Source organism: Salinispora fenicalii, assembly GCF_000514815.1.
Taxonomy (GTDB): domain Bacteria; phylum Actinomycetota; class Actinomycetes; order Mycobacteriales; family Micromonosporaceae; genus Micromonospora; species Micromonospora fenicalii.
The window spans coordinates 251,935-269,559 of the sequence record NZ_AZWQ01000008.1 but is presented as its reverse complement, the minus strand read 5'-3'; the positions used below and the strand labels follow the sequence as shown (position 1 = coordinate 269,559).

The window sequence follows — 17,625 nt, the reverse complement described above, 5'->3', positions numbered from 1 at the left end:
TGGCAGCGGCGGCGACGTGACCGAGGTCATCTCTTGTTGCCAAGGATTGGCAATAGCCTAGTTCTCCTAATAGCCTGTTGCGGTGGCGTGGACAGACCCGCCGGACACGTGGGGAGGTCGCGTGGAGCACCTGGCGATGCACATCTCCAACGGGATCATTGATGGTCCCGTCGCCGCGATCTTCGCGGTGATCGCACTGGCGGCGATGGCGCTCTGCGTCCAGCGTGGCCGACAACACCTGGACGATCGGCTGGCACCGATGGCCGGCCTGGTCGCCGCCTTCATCTTCGCCGTGCAGATGATCAACTTTCCGATCTTCACCGCCGGAATCAGCGGCCACCTGCTCGGTGGTGCGCTCGCCGCGCTGCTGGTGGGGCCGTGGGTCGGTGCCCTCTGCGTGGCCGTCGTGCTGACCGTGCAGGCGTTGGTCTTTGGCGACGGCGGCGTGGCGATGCTCGGCCTCAACATTACCAACCTGGCGATCATCGGCACCGCCGCCGCGTACCTGCTGATCGTCGCGCTGCTGCGGGTGCTGCCACGTACGCCGGCCGGGCTCGCCGTGACGGCGTTCGTCTCGGCGCTGGTCAGCGTCGTGGCGGCGGCGATGGGCTTCGTCCTGCAGTACCAGCTCGGTGGCGCCGTCGACCTCGGCGACAACATCGCCGGCCTGGCCGGCACGATCGCCGGCACGCACCTGCTGATCGGCATCGGTGAGGGCCTGATCACCGCGATGACGGTGCTGACCGTCGCGAAAACCCGACCCGACCTCGTGTACGCGCTGCGCGCCCGCGGACCGGTCGCGTCAACCCCCATCCCGGCTGTTGGAGGTGCCCGGTGAGGAAACGGACCTGGGGCTTCATCGCCAGCGGACTGCTGGTCTCCCTGCTGCTGGCCGGGGTGGTGAGCGGCTTCGCGTCGGCCGACCCGGACGGGCTGGAGTCCGCGCTGCGGGAGGGCTGCACCGTTGACGCGGAGGGTGCGGTCACCGGCGGTGACTGTCCGGCGCAGCGGGAACAGGAGCACGAGATCGGCGGTCCGCTGGCCGACTACGGCGTCACCGGCATCGCCGACGACGCCCTCGCCACCGGGCTCTCCGGCGTCGTCGGCGTGCTGCTGACCTTCGCCCTGGCCGGGGGCGGGTTCTGGCTGGTCCGTCGCCGGGCCGGGCAGCAAACCACCGGGGATGGGGACGGGGCGGCGCAGCCGACCTCCGCCGCCGGAGTGGGCTGAGGAGCGGGCCGTGGGCGCCGGGCACACCCAGCTGCTCTACCACTGCTCCGACTCGCCGGTGCACCGGCTGCCCCCCGAGGTGAAGATCGCGGCGATGGTGGCCTTCACCCTCGCCGTGGTCGCCACCCCCCGGGAGGCGCTCTGGGCCTTCGGCGGCTACGCCGTACTGGTGGCGGTGGTCACGGCGGTGGCCCGGGTCCGGCCCGGCTGGCTGCTGCGCCGGTCGCTGATCGAGCTGCCGTTCGTGCTGTTCGCGTTCGCCCTGCCGTTCCTCGGTGCGGGCGAGCGGACCGAACTCCTCGGCCTGTCGGTCTCCGTGGACGGGCTGTACGGGGCGTGGAACGTCCTCGCCAAGGGCACCCTGGGCGTCCTGGCGTCGCTGCTGCTGGCCGCGACCACCACCACCCGGGACCTGATCATCGGGTTGGACCGGCTGCGCTGCCCGCAGCTGCTCACCCAGATCGCCGCCTTCATGCTGCGCTACCTGGAAGTGCTGGTCGGCGAGGTCCGGCGGATGCGGGTGGCCCGCCTGTCCCGGGGAGACGATCCGCGCTTCGTGTGGCAGCTGCGGGGGTTCGCGATCGGGGTCGGGGCGCTGTTCCTTCGCGCCTACGAGCGGGGGGAGCGGGTGTACCTGGCGATGCTGTCCCGCGGCTACACCGGGCGGATGCCCCAGGTGTGGCAGGGCGCGGAGGCGGCGACCAGCGGGCAGTGGCTGGTGGCCTCGACCGTTCCCGCCGTAGCGGCCGGCGTCGCCGCCACCGCCTTGGTCCTGACATGATCGGAGCGTGCAGCCGATGACGCCTCCCAGCCTCGACGTGCACGACGTGCACTACGCCTACCCGGACGGGCATGCGGCGCTGCGCGGCGTGGAGCTGACCGTGCCCCGCGGTGACCGGGTGGCGCTGCTCGGGCCGAACGGCGCCGGGAAGACCACCCTGGTGCTGCACCTCAACGGCATCCTCAACCCCACCGCGGGAAGTGTGACCGTCGGCGGGCTGACCGTCCGCCCGGACCGGTCGACCCTGGCCGAGGTGCGCCGGCGGGTGGGCATCGTCTTCCAGGACCCGGACGACCAGCTCTTCCTGCCCACCGTCGCCGAGGATGTGGCGTTCGGCCCGGCCAACCTGGGGCTACGTGGCGCCGAGCTGACGACCCGGGTGGACGAGGCGCTCGCCGCGGTCGGGATGAGCGAGCACCGGGACCGCGCCCCGCACCACCTGTCGTTCGGGCAGCGTCGCCGGGTCGCGGTGGCGACCGTGCTCGCCATGCACCCGGAGATCCTGGTGCTGGACGAGCCGTCGTCCAACCTTGACCCGGCCGCCCGGCGCGAACTGGCCGAGATCCTGCGGGCCCTGCCGGTGACCCTGCTGATGGTCACCCACGATCTGCCGTACGCGTCGGAGCTGTGTGAACGCTCGGTCATCCTGGACGCTGGCCGGCTCGTCGCCGACGGACCCACCGGGGAGATCCTGGCAGACGAGGCGCTGCTCGCCCGGCACCGCCTCGAACTGCCCTACGGATTCACGCCCCGTCCGACGCCCCGCTGACCTGAGAACGGATCAGCTGGCGGCCTCCACCGCGGCCCGGATGTTCTCCGGCGACGTCCAGTCGGCGACCGGCTCCCCGTTGACCAGGACCGTCGGCGTACCGGAGACGTTCGCCCGGCTGGACTCCTCGGTCACGTGTTTGGTCCAGGACAGATAGGTGCCGTCCTTGACGCAGGAGCCGAAGCTGTCCCGGTCCAGCCCGACGCCGACCCCGAGGTCGATCAGCTCGTCGTTGTTGAACTGGGCGCCGTCCTCGGCCGGCTGTTGCACGAAGAGCGCCTCGCTGAACTCGCGGAATTTCCCACCGGCCGAGGCACAGCCCGCGGCGGCGGAGGAGCGGGTCGAGTACTGGGTGGTGGAGCGACTGTCCAGGATCGCCACCGGGTGGAAGACCACCTGCGCCTTGCCCTCGTCCGCGAGCTGGTCAACTGTCTCGCCGCTGATCTCCTGGAACTGCTTGCAGGCCGGGCAGAGGTAGTCCTCGTACAGGTCGATGGTGACCGGCCCGGAGCCGTACACGATGCCGGTGCCGGCCTCGTTGGCGCCCGGCGGCGGGGTGAACTCGCCGGCGCGCTGCTCGGAGTAGACGGCCCAGCCGACGAAGCCGGCGATCACCAGCACGAAGACGGCGGTCACCGACACCCACAGCGTCCGCTTGCGCCGCTGCTCCCGGGCCAGTTGCTCCCGGACCACCCGGGCGGCCTCCTTGCGGCCCTTCCGACTACTCATCCTTGTCCTCCACTGCGCGTTCGCCCAGCAACCAGCCGTCCACCGAGAACGGGGTGCGGGGCCAGATCAACAGGAACCCGGCCAACGCCAGGAATCCCAGGTCCCGGAGGATTTCCGGGAGGTAGCTCGGGGCCTGCCCCGGGGCCAGCTCGCCGCCGATGCCGAAGCAGCCGCAGTCGATGCTCAACCCGCGCGTCCACGCCGAGATGATGCCGGCGATGAAGACCAGCAGCAGCGCCACCGACACCCCGGCGGTCAGCCGGGTCGCCAACCCGATCAGCACGAGTACGCCGAGGGCCAGCTCAAGGAAGGGCAGCGCGGCGCCGATCACGGCCGACACGTCGTACGAGAAGATCTGGTACGCGTTGACCGCTCGGCCGGAGGCGGCGAGATCCCCAACCTTGGCGGCGCCGGCGAGAAGCCAGACCGCGGCCAGGCCGAGCCGGACGGCGAGTCCGATCCAGGGGCGGACGACTGGCCAACGGAGGAAGCGGCTACTCGAACTGGTCACGCTCATGTGGTCGCTCCTCGCCCCCGGCAAGTTCCCGCACTCAGCCGATCCACGCTACGCCAACGGCGGGACCAGCGGATGCGGTGTCACGCGGGGTCAGGATCATGACAGTTCAGGCTACGCGGAGCGAGCTGGGACGGTAGGGACCTTTGCCCCTAGGTGGGGTTTGCCACGCCGGGAACTTTTCCGGGGCGACGTCCGACTACCCACTCATGAGCGGTGAGGGGCGGCCCGGTCACGGGTCTCCCGCCGACCCAGGTCCGGTTGGGCATCAGAGAGCATTCTGGGCGAGCATGACCGGCATGAGTGTCGTCCTCCGCCGCTGGACCGCCCGGCTCACCGCTGCTGGTGGTCTCCTGATCGCCCTCGTTGCCCTACTGGTGGCCCCCGCCGGCCCGGCCAGCGCCCACGCGGTGCTGGTGAGTAGCAGCCCGGCCTCGTCGGCGGTGGTGCCGGACGCACCCACCGAGGTGGTCCTCACCTTCAGTGAGTCGGTCCGCAAGGTACCCGGCAAGATCCGGGTCATCGCGCCGGACGGGTCGCGGGCGGATCGGGGCGAGCCCAGCTTCGACGGTACCGTCGTCGCGATTCCGGTCGACCCGAACTCCGGTCGCGGCACCTACCTGGTCAGCTTTCGGGTGATCTCGGCAGACAGTCATCCGGTCTCCGGCGCCTTCACCTACTCCGTCGGGGCCCCGTCGACACCCCCGGTCGACACCGGCAGCGACAGCCGCGCCGACCCGGTGGTGAGTGTCGGTATCAAGGTTGGCAAGTATCTCGGCTACGTCGGCCTGCTGCTCCTGGTCGGCCCGGTGCTGGTCCTCACCCTGCTCTGGCCCCGCCGGCTGTCCCGTCGCGGCCCGGCCCGGTTGGCGTGGACCGGTCTGGGCCTGCTGGCGTTCGCCACCCTGGCGACGGGCTGGCTCCAGATTCCCTACACCAACGGTGGCGGCGTCTTCGACGTCACCGGTGCGGGCCTGAGTACGGTGCTGGGTAGCGCCTTCGGCGCCGCGCATCTGGTCCGGCTGGGCCTCCTCGCGGCGGCGGCGTTCGTGCTCCGGCCGGTGCTGGCCGGCCCGGTCGGCCGGACCGACCTGGTGATACTGGGCCTCCTCGGCGGTGCGGCCCTGCTGACCTGGCCCCTCTCCGGTCATCCGGCGGTCTCCCCGGCTCCGGTGGTCTCGGTCGTGGTCGACGCGGTGCACCTGGGCGGCATGGCGGTCTGGCTCGGCGGGCTGGCGATGCTCGTCGGTTTCCTGCTACGCCAGGCCGATGAGGGGGAGCTGGCCGCGATCCTGCCGATCTGGTCCCGCTGGGCGGCGCTCTCCGTCTCCGCGCTGCTCGTCGCCGGGGTCGTACAGGCGCTGATCGAGGTCGCCTCCCTCACGGCCCTCGTCGACACCCCGTACGGTCGGCTGCTTCTTGGCAAGATCGGGCTCTTCGTTCTGGTGGTCGCGGTGGCCGCCTATTCTCGGACACTGGTGCGTCGGCGTACGGCGCCCGAGCGGCCCGCGCCGGTGCGGCGGGCGATCATGGTCGAGCTGGCGATCACCGCCGTGCTGCTCGGGCTGGCGGCGGCGCTGGTCCAGACCACTCCGGCGCGGACCGCGGTCGCCGACACCGCCCAGTCCAACAGCGGCTACTTCTCGACGACCCTGACCAGTTCGTTGTACTCGTTGCAGGTCGAGATGGACCCGGCCAAGCGCGGCAACAACTCGGTCCACTTCTACGCCTACACCCCGGACAACCGACCCCAGCCGGTGGCGGAGTGGCGGGCCACCGTCGCGCTGCCGGCGGCGGGAATCGAACCGATCGAGGTGCCGTTGCTGCCACTGACCGACAACCACGCGACCGGCGAGATCAACCTGCCCGCGTCCGGGGATTGGCAGCTGCGGGTGACCGTCCGCACGTCTGAGATCGACCAGGCCACGGTGGCGACCACCGTGGCCGTCAAGTAGGAAAGGGTTCCACTTCATGATCCGTCACCGGCGCAGCTCCGCCATCGCCCTCCTCGCGCTCGGCGCGGTCGCCGCAGCCGTGTTCGGCTCCGCCGGGGCCGCCTCGGCGCACATCACGGTCGACCCGAAGGAGGCAACCCAGGGCGGGTACGGCCGGTTTGCCTTCCGGGTGCCGAACGAGAGTGACACCGAGTCCACCACCAAGGTGGAGGTCTTCCTGCCGGAGAACGCCCCGCTCGGATCGGTCTCGACGATGCTGGTCCCGGGCTGGACGGCGGTGGTGGAGAAGCGCACGCTCGACGAGCCGGTGGAGGTACACGGCAGCCAGATCACCGAGGCGGTAGCGAAGATCACCTGGACGGCGCAGCCCGAGGCCGGTATCGGGCCGGGCATGTTCCAGGAGTTCCCGGTCTCGGTGGGGCCGTTGCCCACGGTTGACACGATGGTCTTCAAGTCGCTGCAGACGTACTCGGACGGTGCGGTCGTGCGCTGGATCGACGAGCCGACCGCCGATGGCGTGGAGCCGGCGGCGCCGGCCCCGGTGCTGGAGCTGGCCGCCGCCGAGGACGCCGATTCGGCGGCAGCCCAGGACGGGACGCCGGCCACGGCGGATGACGAGGCTGCGGATGACGCGGCGGCGGGGGACGGGCTGGCCGTCGGTCTCGGCGTCGCCGGCCTGGTCGCCGGCGTGGGCGGCCTGGTGCTGGGTGGGCTGGCCTTCACCCGGTCCCGGCGCGAGCCCGCACCGAAGGCCTGACCCGCTCCCGCCGGGGCTGGCGCTGACCCGCTCCCGCCGGGCTGGCGCTGACCCGCCGGCCCCCTCGGCCTGGCCCGTCGGGTTTCCGGCGGGCCGGTGCCTTTCCGCGGCGATGGCCGTGGATATCCCCTGTTTGGGCGCTTCAGGTCGGTAAGGTCGTCCGGGTGCTCAACTACGGAGAGGGGTGAAGTCGGTGCGTTTCGTGCGGGTGGTCGCCGGGGTGTTGTTGCTGGTCACCGGGATTCCGGTGCTGCTCGGTGGGGCCGCACTCGGCGCTGACCTGACCCTGGATCTCCGCGCTGAACTGCGGGAGAGCTGGGTCGCGCCGGTCACCGCCGCCCTCCTGGTTGGTGGGATGCTGCTGGTGTCGGGGGCCCTGGCGCTGCTGCTGCGACCGGTTCGCCCCCGGGAGGTGGTCTTCGTGGTCGAGCCGGACCAGGTGCCGCTGCTCGCCAGCCGGCTGGGGGTGACCTCCCTCAGTGGGCTCGGTGCGCCCGCTGCCCGAGCGGGGGGCCGGCCGGTCGTCGCGCGAGACGGAAGCCGGCTCGACGCGTCGGCCCGGCAGCTCGTGTCGGTCGGCGCCTCCGGTGAGCGAACCCGCGCGATGCCCCGCCCCGCCGGGGAGCGCACGATCGGCCCGGTGGGGCACCGGGAAGCTGCGGAGGTCGGCCCGGTGAGGCACCGGCGGGCTGCGGAGGCCGGCCCGGCCTGGCCGCTCAACGAGCCGGCGGCGACCGACCTGCCGGCTGATCCCGGCCGGCTGCCGGCGCGGCGGCTGCGGCCGGCTACTCCGTTCGACTCGGCACGGTAGCGATTCGACTCGGCGAGGTTGTCGGTAGCGGGGCACACGAGGACGGCCCTCCGTGCTGCCGACACGGAGGGCCGTCCCGCACCGGGGGATCGGTGCTACCGAAACGTCACTTACTTTCCTTGAAGTCAGATTAGCGTGCTGTGGGCGTCTCGTGAAGAGTGTCCGATTGAATCGGTCTGCTGCGGATCGGCAGAGCAGCCAGCAGCATCAACCCCAGCAGCACGTAGACATTGCGTTCCAGGAATTCTCCGACCGTGTCAGTGCGCACCAGGGCAGTGCCCCAATCGTGGAACGTCACCACGCCGTACACGATGATCACGGTGACACCGGCGACGAGCAGCCACAGCCAACGGCGCCTGCGGCCCGGCCTCGCGGCGAGCGCCGCGTCCACCAGCACCACGACGGCCGGCACGAACCAGTAGATGTGATGGGGCCAGGTGATCGGGCTGATCAGCGCGCCAACCAGGCCGGTGAGGGTGAGGCCGGTCAACGCGTCGCCGGCCCGGGCCGCCCGGGCCGCCCGCCACAGCCCGTACCCGGCGACCACCGCGACCAGGGCGAGCCACAGGAGTCGGTCCGGCTCCTGGGGCACGGTGAGGCGGTGGATCAGACCGAACAGGGACTGGTTGCCGGTGTAGTCGGTGCGGCCGACCCGGTCGGTCGCCCACAACTCGTGCGTCCAGTAGCGCCACGATTCGAGCGGCAGGAGAGCCCCGGCGAGCAGCGTCGCTCCCGCCGCCGTCGCGCTCGCCACCGCCGCCGCCCGCCACTGCCGGGAGGCCAGCAGATAGACGATGAAGATGCCCGGATACAGCTTGAGCGCCGTCGCCAGCCCCACCCCGACCCCGGCCCAACGCCCGTTCCGCGGTACGGCGAACAGCAGGTCCGCCAGGATCAACACCACCAACAGCATGTTGATCTGCCCGAAGGTGATGGTCTCCCGGGTGCTCTCCACGGCGAGTACGAGCAGCACCGCCACGGTGAGGGTGAAGACGCGCGGCAGGTGGTGTCGGGCGATCACCGGGTTAACCAGCCACCGGGTGGTCACCACCACCGCCAGCACGGTCAGCACCGTGAAGATCGTCACGGTGACGTCCAACCGGAGCAGCGCGAACGGCGACAGCAGCAGCGCGCCGAGCGGCGGATAGGTGAAGTACAGCTCGCCCTGCACCACGTCCGGCTGGACGTAGTCGTAGAGCGGATTGCCTGCGGACCACCACTCCATCGCCGACATGTAGATCTTCAGGTCGTAGAAGTTGTGCCACCCCTTCTGATAGAGCGCGGGCAGCACAGCGGCGATAGCCAGAACCGTGACGATCCGACGCGCCGTCCGCCCGCTGGTGTCGTCCTCGATGACGACGGGAGGGGAGACGGATTCGGCTGGCACGAGAGAACCCTAACGGTCGCGGTGCCGACAGATGCGCGGCGCGCGGGCCGCTGGGCTGCGCGTAGGCTGTGCCGGTGGCAGATCTACTCGTCTGGATCGACTGTGAAATGACCGGCCTGGACCTCGGCGGCGACAAGCTGATCGAAGTCGCTGCGCTCGTTACCGACCCCGATCTCAACGTGCTCGGCGAGGGCGTCGACGTGGTGATCCACGCCGACGAGGCGGCGCTGGAGAAGATGCCCGAGATCGTGGCGACGATGCACGCCAAGTCCGGGCTCACCGAGGAGGTCCGCCGCTCCACGGTCGGGCTCGCCGAGGCGGAGGAGATGGTCCTCGACTACATCACCAGCCACGTGAAGGACCCCCGTACCGCCCCGCTCTGCGGCAACTCGATCGCCACCGACCGGGGTTTCATCGCCCGGGACATGCCCCGGCTGGACAACCACCTGCACTACCGGATGATCGACGTCTCCTCGATCAAGGAGCTCTGCCGGCGCTGGTACCCCCGGGTGTACTTCAGCCAGCCGCAGAAGGGCCTGGAGCACCGGGCGTTGGCCGATGTGCGCGAGAGCATCCGGGAGCTCGAGTACTACCGACGGACGCTCTTCGTGCCGCTGCCGGGGCCGGACGTGGAGAGCGCCAAGGCGATCGCCGCGAAGCTGTAGCCGCAGGGCCGAACCCGCTGGACGCGGCCGGGCCGGTTGCGGCTATTATTGGTCGCGCCGCCAGGGTGATCCCTGGCACGGCGGATGGTGGCTGTAGCTCAGTTGGCAGAGCACCGGGTTGTGGTCCCGGTTGTCGTGGGTTCAATTCCCATCAGTCACCCGGAAGGTGGAGCTACTCCACCGCAGCGCAGGCCCCCTCCACGGAGGGGGCCTGCGTCGTTGTGGGGGCGTCGTGGGAGCTAGGGCGGGTCCAGGGCAGAAATCCGCAGCACCAGCACGTCCATGTCCGGGATCGACTTGGGTCTGATCTGCCCGTACTGTCGCCAGCCCATCCGTTCGTACAACCGTCGCGCCGGCGCGTGCGGGTTCGCGGCCAGTACCGCGTATGGCTCGGATCGCCCGTTGAGCAGCATCGACAGCAGTCGTCGGCCTACCCCAGACCCGCGATAGTCCCCGGCCACCATCCACTCCGGCACCAGCAGCTTCTCCGCGGCCCGCAAGAGCGCGGGTGGCTCGTCCGCGTTCGGCTCCACCCAGTCGCCGCCGGGCATGGTGTATCCGTAGCTAACCCCTACCAGCCGGCTGGCCTCGGTAGCGGAGGCGAGGGCGAAGCCGGGGCGTCGGAGGTGATCCGACCACCAGCGGCGGAACTGCCGAACATGCTCCGGCCCCTCGTGGTACGGGGCCTCGGCATACACGGCGGCGTAAAGGTTCCGCACGTCGTCGGTGAGCTGGCGGGCGCCAGCCGAGTCAGTGATCGTGTACGTCACCCCGTCCACGTGCGACAGCCTAGCCCGACGGCAGTTCGGCGAGCCGTTGCCGCAGCTCTACGGCTTCCACCCGATGTAGCTCCCGCTTGGGTATCCGAGTGACGACCGCGGTAGCCATGTGGTGGAGCAGCGCGTTGTGATCAGACTGCGGCAGCGCGTCGAGGACATCGGCTGCACACCTGAGGCCGTCGCCGACGTGTCCGTCCTGGATGAGGCACGATGCGCGGTGCATCAGCATCTGCGCACGTTCCCGGTTTAGGTCAGCGGAGTACAACTCCAGCGCCCGATCCTGTGCGGCTAGCGCCTTCGTGGTGTAGCCGAGTTGGGTGTACACGTACGACTCGGTGTGTCGCAGTCTGACCTCCGGCCACCCGAACATGCTGGCCGTATCACGGGTCGCCTCGTTGGTCATCCGGTCGGTCATGGCGGCTGTGGCTTCAAGTGCATTCAGGGCTGCCTCCGGTTGCCCAGCCACGGCAAGCGCTTGGGCTTGCCCGGCCAGCACGCCCGCATGCCCGACACATGCCCGGTCGCCTGCGATAGCGGTGGCCTCCTCCGCGCGATTGAGGATCTCCGTGATGGGCCGGTGCTCGTAGGTACCGTTGACGACCTCCCAGTCCCGTACCCACACCCGCGTGCCCGTGCAGCCGGAATGGTCGGCGTGGGTGCGAGCGGTACGCCACCACCGCCGCGCCATCGTGTTCTGCCCCAACGTGGAGACGGCCATCGCCATGATCGCTGACAGGCTGCCGGCAACGCGGAGTAGTGACCGATCGCCCGGGGTGGCGGCGAGTTGGTGTTGCAGCACAGTCAGGTCCCCGCGCAACCGTTCAATGATCTGAGTAGGGGGAATGACGTAAAAGTCGCTACCGTAGTCGGCTACCACCTGTTCCCACTCGCTGTAGCCGGTGGCAGCGGCTAGGCCGTGGCGCAGCGCTTCCAACTCGACAAGGCTTCCCGCAACAGGAGTAGCGGCGAGTGCGCCCATGGCCTGTAGCAGGGATCGTCTACGCATAGCGGCATCGCCCGTCTGGTCCTGTCGGTAGGTGTCTACAAGAATCCCACCGGTGTCTAGGGCGTCTTCGCATGCCTGCGCAAACTGGAGTGTGGGGCGACGGGTGCCCCGTTCAACCTGGGAAATGTAGCTGTAGTCGAACTGGATCCTATTCTGCAGGTTGCGGAGAGAAAGCTGTCGCTGCTGGCGGTATCGCCGAAGAACCTGCCCAAACGAGGTCATCTCGCCTCCTGCGCTGGAAGTGTGGGCGATCCGTGTGCACACAACGCACGCCTACCGCTACCCGAAGCCTAACGGTGAATCTCTGTCTGTCCATGAATTGCTCCACCGGGGATACGCGCCGGCGCGGGGAGCTCATCTGACGACAGGGAGCACGCACATGATCCGGTTGTTTCGCCGTCGCCGCCGTTCCGTACGGCTGGATGCGACTGGCCCGGCCACCGTTTATATGGCGCGAGCTGGTGCCTACCGCACACTGTGTGATCAGCCGACGGTGATCTTTGACAGCCGGCCGTTGCTGACTCCGCTCGCCCGGCAACGGGCCTGCCGGCGGTGATGGCCACCCAGCCCCGGCCCCGCCCGGGCCTGTCGACGATCCAGCTACGGAACCGGATGATCCTGTCGGCTCAGCGGATCATCAACGAGCACTGGCCGCGGGTGGACCGGTGCCCGGTCTGCGGATGCGGGTGGCCGTGCCCGCCCACCAAGACCGCCTATGACTACCTCGCCACGGTCGGCCAGGGCGGGTGGGCACCTCCGGGGCGCACGGGTCGGCCGTGATGCCGGCCAGAGGCCAGACCGCAGCCCGGCCGGCAGCGGCGGGCCGCAGGTTGCGGGCGGGGGAGGCGATCCGCCTGGACCGACGTGCCTCTCCGCAGTTCGTTCGCCCGATCACGGTTCGGGTGATCCGGGCCCTTGATCGGCCGACCTACGACGGCTGGGTGTGGCTGGAGGGCTACGAGCTGAATGACTCGGGCAACGCGGTGCGCCGTCGTCAGCTGTACGTCAGATTCGACGGTGTCGTGCTGCACCGGTAGACGACCGGAGTCGATGCAGATCACCGAGACCAGTTGGTCGTGGGGTCATCGGAACCACTCGAGGGTGTGAGGCTGTGCGCCGGATGCCAGAGTACCGACGAGCCTTTCAGGTTTTTTCCTCGTGTTCATGTCTCAATGGGGCTTATGTCGGCTTAGCTCAGGGTGGCTGCTACCACCTGCTTGGTAGCCGAGGAGTGCCATCCCGGTCTGCTCCGGGCGTGCGCGCGGCTCCTCGCCACGCACGGAAAGGAGGTCGACACCGCGATGAAGCCCCGACACCACACCAGATCTCCTGGCACAAGCCAGGCAGAGGCGCGACGGCGGCGCTGGGCCGTCGGGCTGGCCGGCATGACCGGCCTCGCCCTCACCACCGTCGGCCTCGCTCCCGCCGCCAACGCCAACGAACGGCCCCGCACCACCGCTGGCGACCACCTCGAGAATGCCGACCAACCCTCCACCGACAACCACCGGAAACGAAGTAGGGAACAGGGGAGGGGAGGGAAGCCGCAGGGCACCCCCGTGCCCTGCGACACCGACGCGCTGATCGCCACGATCACCCTGGCCAACGCCCGTGGCGGCGCCACCCTCGACCTGGCAAAAGACTGCACCTACCTCCTCACCGCCGACATCGACGGTGCCGGACTCCCCGCCATCACCACCCCCATCACCCTCAACGGCGGCAAACACACCACCATCGAACGCGCCGCCGCCGTCGACGAGTTCCGCATCCTCACCGTCGACGTCGGGGGCGATCTGACCCTCAACAAACTGAAACTCATCGGCGGACGGGCCGACGGCAACGGCGGCGCAATCCTCGTGAACTCCGGGGGCGCCCTCACCACCAACCACAGCACCATCACCCGCAACATCGCCGACGGTGACGGCGGCGGCATCGCCGCCAACGGCACCACCCGCATTGCCCATTCCATCATCGAACGGAACACCGCCAGCACGGACGGTGGAGGTGTCGCCGGGTTTGCCGAACTTCAAATCAGCAAGTCCCGAGTGCGCGCCAATGCCGCCAGAGATGGGGCTGGGGTCGCCAGCGCGGGAACCGTCCGGATCGAGCAAAGTAGCGTCTCCGCCAATCATGCTCGGGGTAATGCTGGTGGAATCTTCGTTGACGACGGTTCCGGCTTTGTCGTCGATACTGAAGTCACGGACAATGTCGCTGATGTGATTGGTGGTGTCTTCGCGGATAACAGAACGCAGATTACCCTCGAATCTGTCGCCATCATCGGCAACCTGTCCGGCCGGCTTGCTGGTGGCCTGGGAGTGGACACCGACGCTTCCGCTGTCGCTACGAACAGTGTTATCAAGAACAACAACGCCGACGACGCGGGTGGCGGTATCTATAATATTTCGGAGCTGGTGTTGCGAAACACGAAGGTGATCGGCAACCAGGCGGGTAGCGAAGGCGGTGGTATCTACAACGAAGCGCCTGGTGTGCTCACCCTTTTCGCGACAAAAGTGATGAAGAATATTGCTGTAGCTGACGGTGGGGGCATCTTCAACGAGGCGGGTGGCACCGTGAACCTGAACACCGCCACCGGTACCGTTGTGATTAAGAATCGGCCAAACAACTGCTCCGGCGACGTACCCGGCTGCGCCGGATAACAGTGAGCACGGCAGAGTCAATCCGGTCCACCTGGTTCGGTCAGGGGCCGACGCCGCAACCGCCGTACGGGTCAGGTGGCTGGGCTGGGCGGGGCGGTCGTGGAGGGGAGCGTCGCCGGCTCCGTCGGCAGGGCGCTGCCCTTGACGTACTCCTCCCAGCTCAGGTTCCAGTCCGTCCAGCCGTTGCCGTTCTTCAGCTTCCGTTCGGTGCCCAACACCTGGATCGGATCACCGATCCGGGTGTTGTCGAAGAGCCAGGCGCCGTTGGCCATCGACACGTTGACGCAGCCGTGGGAGACGTTCACCGAGCCCTGCTGCCCCTCCGACCAGGGCGCGGCGTGAATGAACTCGCCACCCCAGGTAAGCCGCTGCGCGTACTCGATGTCCGTGCGGTAGCCCTCGTCCGGCCCCAGCTCCTCAAATGTGTCGAAGACCGTCTCGCGTAGCTTCTCCATCACCACCATGGTGCCGCTCGACGAGGGCGTGGACTTCTTGCCGAGGCTCACCGGGATCGTGCGTACCTTCTCGCCGTCCTTCGTGACCACCATCCGCTTCGTCTTGTTCTCCACCGTCATGATCAGCGCAGGGCCGATCTTGATGTCGACGGTGAGGTCGGCCCGGCCGTACCAGCCGTCGCCGAGCGGCAGGCCACCAGCCTGCACCCGGTACGAGACGGTGCTGTTCGCCTGCCAGAACTCCCGCGGGCGGTACCGCACCTCGGTCGGGCTGACCCAGTGCCACACCCCCTCCTGCGCGGGGGCCGCCGTGACCGTCATCCGCCGCTGCACGTCGTCCCGGTACTCCTCCGGGATGTCCCGTCCGAACTTGACGATGAGCGGCATCCCGACCCCGACCACCTGCCCGTCGCCGAGGAAGCTGCTGACCCGAACCTGCTGATCGGGCTTGGCCATCGTGGTGAAGGTGCTGGTCGCGGTGGCGGGACGGCCGTCGTCTCCGGTGGCGGTGACAGTCGCTGTGTACGTCTCGCCGTACTCGAGCGCACCGGTGGGCAGCCAGCTCGCGCCGTCGGCGTCGAGCGCACCCTCGACGGCTCCGCCCGCCGAGTCAACCAGGGCGACAGTGGTCTCCTGGGACTGCTCCGCGGTGAAGGCGATGCCCGTGGAGGCGGGTACGTCCCGGGCGTCGGCGGCCGGCTCGACGATGCTGACGGAGGCCAGTGGGGGAGGTGGCGTGTCGTCAGTCTTCTTGTCGGGCTGTTTGTCTCCCGAGGAGCAGGCGGCGGTGAGCGCCAGGGCGGCGGTGAGCAGCCCGGCCACGAACGCGTGTCGGCGTTGACCGGGACGGCGTTGCCCGCGCAGGGGCGGCGGGTCCTTAACGGCTCGCATGTGCTCTTCCTTACTCCTCGCCGTCGAAGAGCTGGACCGAGCCGGTGGTCAACCGGCCCGTGGCCCTGTCTCCAACACAGTTCGCACGCACCTGGCGCACATCGTGCCGCAACCATGCCCCGCCGCACCGGCCCGCCCAGAGCCATCCTGGTGGTTTTGGTGCTATCTGTCCTGATATCTCGACCGAAAGAGGGGAGTGGGGATCGGATTACAAGCCGGCTGAACTGGCGTGCTAGGGTTCTCCCCGTTGCCAACGAGCGCCGCTAGCTCAACTGGCAGAGCAGCGGACTCTTAATCCGCGGGTTCGGGGTTCGAGTCCCTGGCGGCGCACCAATGAGCAAGGCCCTGACCTGGTACTTCTGTGCCGGTCGGGGCCTTTTCGCGTACGGCGGTGGTAGCTGGTCGCTCGGTGGGTGCTCGGGAGCCGTTGGACCGGGCCGGCGATGCTGGGACCGGCGGTGACTGGTGCGACGCGGCCGGAAGGGAGGCGATCACCGATGGGCGATCATGGTCCGGTCGATCTCGTGATCTTCGACTGTGACGGGGTACTGGTGGACAGCGAGCCGATCGTCAGCCGGGTACTCGCCGACCGGATGCGGCAGCTGGGTATTCAGATCACCGACCAGGAGTGCACTCGCGCGTTAGCCGGTCTCGATCAGGCGGCGGCGGCCCGGTTGATCACCGATCGTCTTGGTGGTGCTGTCCCACCCGGTTGGTTCGACGCGTTGACCGTCGCGGTTGATGCCGCGCTGCGCGCCCAGGTGACGCCGGTGTCCGGCATCGTACCGGTGTTGCAGCAGCTTCGTGTCCCCGCCTGCGTGGCGTCGAACGGGCGGCCCGAGAAGGTCGCGTTGACCCTGGGCAGCTGCGGCCTGGCGGTGTACTTCGAGGGCCGGATCTTCACGGCCGCCGAGGTCGCCCGTGGCAAACCGGCTCCCGACCTGTTTCTGTTGGCCGCGTCCAGGATGGGCGTCCCGCCGGCCCGCTGCGTCGTTGTCGAGGACAGCGAGTCCGGGGTGGCAGCTGCACGTAACGCGGGAATGCGCGTGCTGCGGTACGCGCCCGACGGCTTCGCGCCGGAGCCTGTCCGAGCCTTCAGGAGCATGGCGGAGTTGCCGTCGCTGCTCGACCTTGCCAACGGCAACAGGAGCATCTCGGTACACCCCGATAGCCAATGAGGACGGAAGATCGCTGGCTGATCACGGTAATATCATGCCCATGGGTTCGACGGCGCGAAGGGTATCGCTGACCGGCATCAAGCCGACCGGTGAGCCGCACCTGGGCAACTACATCGGCGCGATCCTGCCGGCGCTGCGATTGGCCGACAGTTACGAGTCGCTGTATTTCATCGCGGACTATCACGCACTGACGACGATTCGCGACCGTGATCAGTTGCGGCACTACACCCGCTCCGTGGCGGCCACCTGGTTGGCGGCCGGGCTCGACCCGGATCGCACCACGTTCTACCGCCAGTCGGACATCCCGGAGATCTTCGAGCTGAGCTGGATCCTGGCGTGCATGGCCAGCAAGGGCCTGATGAACCGGGCGCACGCCTACAAGGCGTCGCGGGACCGCAACCGGGAAGCCGGCAAGGAGGATCTTGACGCTGGCGTGAACATGGGCCTGTTCAACTACCCGGTGTTAATGGCGATCGACATCCTCATCATGGACGCCGATGTCGTGCCCGTCGGTCGCGACCAGGTCCAGCATGTCGAGTACGCCGCGGATATCGCGGGCAGTTTCAACGCCGTGTACGGGGACCGGTTCAAGTTCAAGATCCCCGCTGCGGTGATTCCGGATGCGGGGTCGGCGCACACGCTGCCCGGCACCGACGGTCGCAAGATGAGCAAGTCGTACGGCAACACGATCCCGCTGTTCGCGTCAGAGCCCAGCCTGCGGAAACTGGTCCGGCGTATCCCGACTGACAGCGTGCCGGTGGAGGAACCGAAGGACCCCGACTCGGCTGCCGTTTTCAAGCTGCTCGAGCGGTTCGGCGCGGCTGATGTGGTCACCGAGACACGGGCGCGGCTGTCGGCCGGTGGGATGGGCTGGGGAGAGGTGAAGGCGCAGCTCGCTGACACGCTTGTCGCGGAGTTCGCGCCGCTTCGGGAGCGCTACGAGGCGTTGATGGCGCAGGGCAGTGAGCTGGACGACCTGCTTGCCCACGGCGCGGACAAGGCCCGGAAGCAGACCAGGCCATTGCTGGAGCGGGTGAGAGACGCCATTGGCATCGGATAGCTTG

Annotated in this window: 19 protein-coding genes, 2 tRNA genes and 1 pseudogene; 15 read left to right on the top strand and 7 right to left on the bottom strand. The window is 68.9% G+C overall.

Features of this window, described 5'->3' with window-relative positions; all coding sequences use genetic code 11:
- The first annotated feature begins 121 nt into the window (after positions 1–121).
- Genes B116_RS0101200 through B116_RS0101185 form a run of 4 tightly spaced genes read left to right on the top strand, consistent with a single transcriptional unit; the run spans position 122 to position 2,780 of the window.
- Complete coding sequence (locus B116_RS0101200) at positions 122–838, top strand: energy-coupling factor ABC transporter permease (RefSeq protein ID WP_018723155.1); 717 nt, start codon at positions 122–124, stop codon at positions 836–838.
- A complete protein-coding gene (locus tag B116_RS0101195; RefSeq protein ID WP_027658965.1) occupies positions 835–1,230 on the top strand; it encodes a PDGLE domain-containing protein in 396 nt (131 codons plus the stop codon). Before B116_RS0101200 ends, B116_RS0101195 begins: the two co-directional genes overlap by 4 nt.
- Before the next feature lie 10 nt (positions 1,231–1,240).
- Positions 1,241–2,011 carry a cobalt ECF transporter T component CbiQ gene (gene cbiQ / locus B116_RS0101190; RefSeq protein ID WP_027658964.1) on the top strand — a complete coding sequence of 257 codons (771 nt, stop codon included), beginning with the start codon at positions 1,241–1,243 and terminating at the stop codon, positions 2,009–2,011.
- A gap of 16 nt (positions 2,012–2,027) precedes the next feature.
- Positions 2,028–2,780, top strand: coding sequence for an energy-coupling factor ABC transporter ATP-binding protein (locus B116_RS0101185; RefSeq protein WP_018723152.1), 753 nt, complete (start codon positions 2,028–2,030; stop codon positions 2,778–2,780).
- 12 nt (positions 2,781–2,792) lie between these two features.
- Here the strand turns inward: B116_RS0101185 and B116_RS0101180 are convergent, their stop codons facing one another.
- Positions 2,793–3,509, bottom strand: a complete 717-nt coding sequence (locus B116_RS0101180; protein WP_027658963.1) for a DsbA family protein — start codon at positions 3,507–3,509, stop codon at positions 2,793–2,795.
- The gene (locus B116_RS0101175) at positions 3,502–4,026 is read right to left on the bottom strand and encodes a DoxX family protein (protein ID WP_018723150.1); all 525 of its coding nucleotides are present in this window, start codon (positions 4,024–4,026) and stop codon (positions 3,502–3,504) included. The genes B116_RS0101180 and B116_RS0101175 overlap by 8 nt, the downstream gene beginning before the upstream one ends.
- A gap of 287 nt (positions 4,027–4,313) precedes the next feature.
- Between B116_RS0101175 and B116_RS0101170 the strand changes: the two genes are divergently transcribed.
- From B116_RS0101170 to B116_RS0101160, 3 genes are all read left to right on the top strand, one after another.
- Positions 4,314–5,978: a copper resistance CopC/CopD family protein gene (locus B116_RS0101170; protein ID WP_027658962.1), complete on the top strand. Its 1,665-nt coding sequence runs from the start codon at positions 4,314–4,316 to the stop codon at positions 5,976–5,978.
- Positions 5,979–5,994: 16 nt separating this feature from the next.
- Complete coding sequence (locus tag B116_RS0101165; RefSeq protein WP_018723148.1) at positions 5,995–6,735, top strand: YcnI family copper-binding membrane protein; 741 nt, start codon at positions 5,995–5,997, stop codon at positions 6,733–6,735.
- Positions 6,736–6,928: 193 nt separating this feature from the next.
- On the top strand, positions 6,929–7,546 hold the full coding sequence (locus B116_RS0101160; protein ID WP_027658961.1) for a hypothetical protein: 618 nt from the start codon (positions 6,929–6,931) through the stop codon (positions 7,544–7,546).
- 130 nt (positions 7,547–7,676) lie between these two features.
- Here the strand turns inward: B116_RS0101160 and B116_RS0101155 are convergent, their stop codons facing one another.
- A complete protein-coding gene (locus B116_RS0101155; protein ID WP_027658960.1) occupies positions 7,677–8,933 on the bottom strand; it encodes a glycosyltransferase 87 family protein in 1,257 nt (418 codons plus the stop codon).
- 68 nt (positions 8,934–9,001) lie between these two features.
- Between B116_RS0101155 and orn the strand changes: the two genes are divergently transcribed.
- Both orn and B116_RS0101145 read left to right on the top strand, forming a co-directional pair.
- Positions 9,002–9,598 (top strand): oligoribonuclease, encoded by a 597-nt coding sequence (gene orn / locus B116_RS0101150; RefSeq protein ID WP_020608295.1) that lies wholly within the window; start codon positions 9,002–9,004, stop codon positions 9,596–9,598.
- Positions 9,599–9,685: 87 nt separating this feature from the next.
- A tRNA-His gene (locus tag B116_RS0101145) sits at positions 9,686–9,758 on the top strand.
- Between the two features lie 79 nt (positions 9,759–9,837).
- Here B116_RS0101145 and B116_RS0101140 read toward each other — a convergent pair.
- The 3 genes and pseudogenes from B116_RS0101140 to B116_RS28715 all read right to left on the bottom strand — a co-directional run.
- Positions 9,838–10,377 carry a GNAT family N-acetyltransferase gene (locus B116_RS0101140; protein ID WP_027658959.1) on the bottom strand — a complete coding sequence of 180 codons (540 nt, stop codon included), beginning with the start codon at positions 10,375–10,377 and terminating at the stop codon, positions 9,838–9,840.
- Between the two features lie 10 nt (positions 10,378–10,387).
- Positions 10,388–11,356, bottom strand: coding sequence for a hypothetical protein (locus tag B116_RS0101135; protein ID WP_027659015.1), 969 nt, complete (start codon positions 11,354–11,356; stop codon positions 10,388–10,390).
- A 72-nt stretch (positions 11,357–11,428) separates the two neighbouring features.
- Positions 11,429–11,605, bottom strand: a pseudogene (locus tag B116_RS28715) (helix-turn-helix domain-containing protein); the annotation flags it as partial.
- Positions 11,606–11,938: 333 nt separating this feature from the next.
- Here B116_RS28715 and B116_RS28035 point away from each other — a divergent pair.
- The 3 genes from B116_RS28035 to B116_RS0101110 all read left to right on the top strand — a co-directional run bounded on the left by B116_RS28035 (position 11,939) and on the right by B116_RS0101110 (position 14,037).
- A complete protein-coding gene (locus B116_RS28035; protein WP_027658958.1) occupies positions 11,939–12,163 on the top strand; it encodes a hypothetical protein in 225 nt (74 codons plus the stop codon).
- Positions 12,163–12,420 (top strand): hypothetical protein, encoded by a 258-nt coding sequence (locus B116_RS24600; protein WP_155255710.1) that lies wholly within the window; start codon positions 12,163–12,165, stop codon positions 12,418–12,420. Before B116_RS28035 ends, B116_RS24600 begins: the two co-directional genes overlap by 1 nt.
- 264 nt (positions 12,421–12,684) lie before the next feature.
- Positions 12,685–14,037, top strand: coding sequence for an autotransporter outer membrane beta-barrel domain-containing protein (locus tag B116_RS0101110; RefSeq protein WP_223874487.1), 1,353 nt, complete (start codon positions 12,685–12,687; stop codon positions 14,035–14,037).
- A gap of 71 nt (positions 14,038–14,108) precedes the next feature.
- Here B116_RS0101110 and B116_RS0101105 read toward each other — a convergent pair whose 3' ends face one another.
- The gene (locus B116_RS0101105) at positions 14,109–15,383 is read right to left on the bottom strand and encodes a L,D-transpeptidase (RefSeq protein ID WP_027658956.1); all 1,275 of its coding nucleotides are present in this window, start codon (positions 15,381–15,383) and stop codon (positions 14,109–14,111) included.
- Positions 15,384–15,640: 257 nt separating this feature from the next.
- On the opposite strand from B116_RS0101105, the gene B116_RS0101100 reads away from it, so the two are divergent.
- From B116_RS0101100 to B116_RS0101090, 3 genes are all read left to right on the top strand, one after another.
- Positions 15,641–15,716 (top strand) — tRNA-Lys (locus B116_RS0101100).
- A gap of 164 nt (positions 15,717–15,880) precedes the next feature.
- On the top strand, positions 15,881–16,561 hold the full coding sequence (locus B116_RS0101095) for an HAD family hydrolase (RefSeq protein ID WP_033667212.1): 681 nt from the start codon (positions 15,881–15,883) through the stop codon (positions 16,559–16,561).
- Positions 16,562–16,601: 40 nt separating this feature from the next.
- Positions 16,602–17,621, top strand: a complete 1,020-nt coding sequence (locus B116_RS0101090) for a tryptophan--tRNA ligase (protein WP_027658954.1) — start codon at positions 16,602–16,604, stop codon at positions 17,619–17,621.
- Positions 17,622–17,625 lie beyond the last annotated feature (4 nt).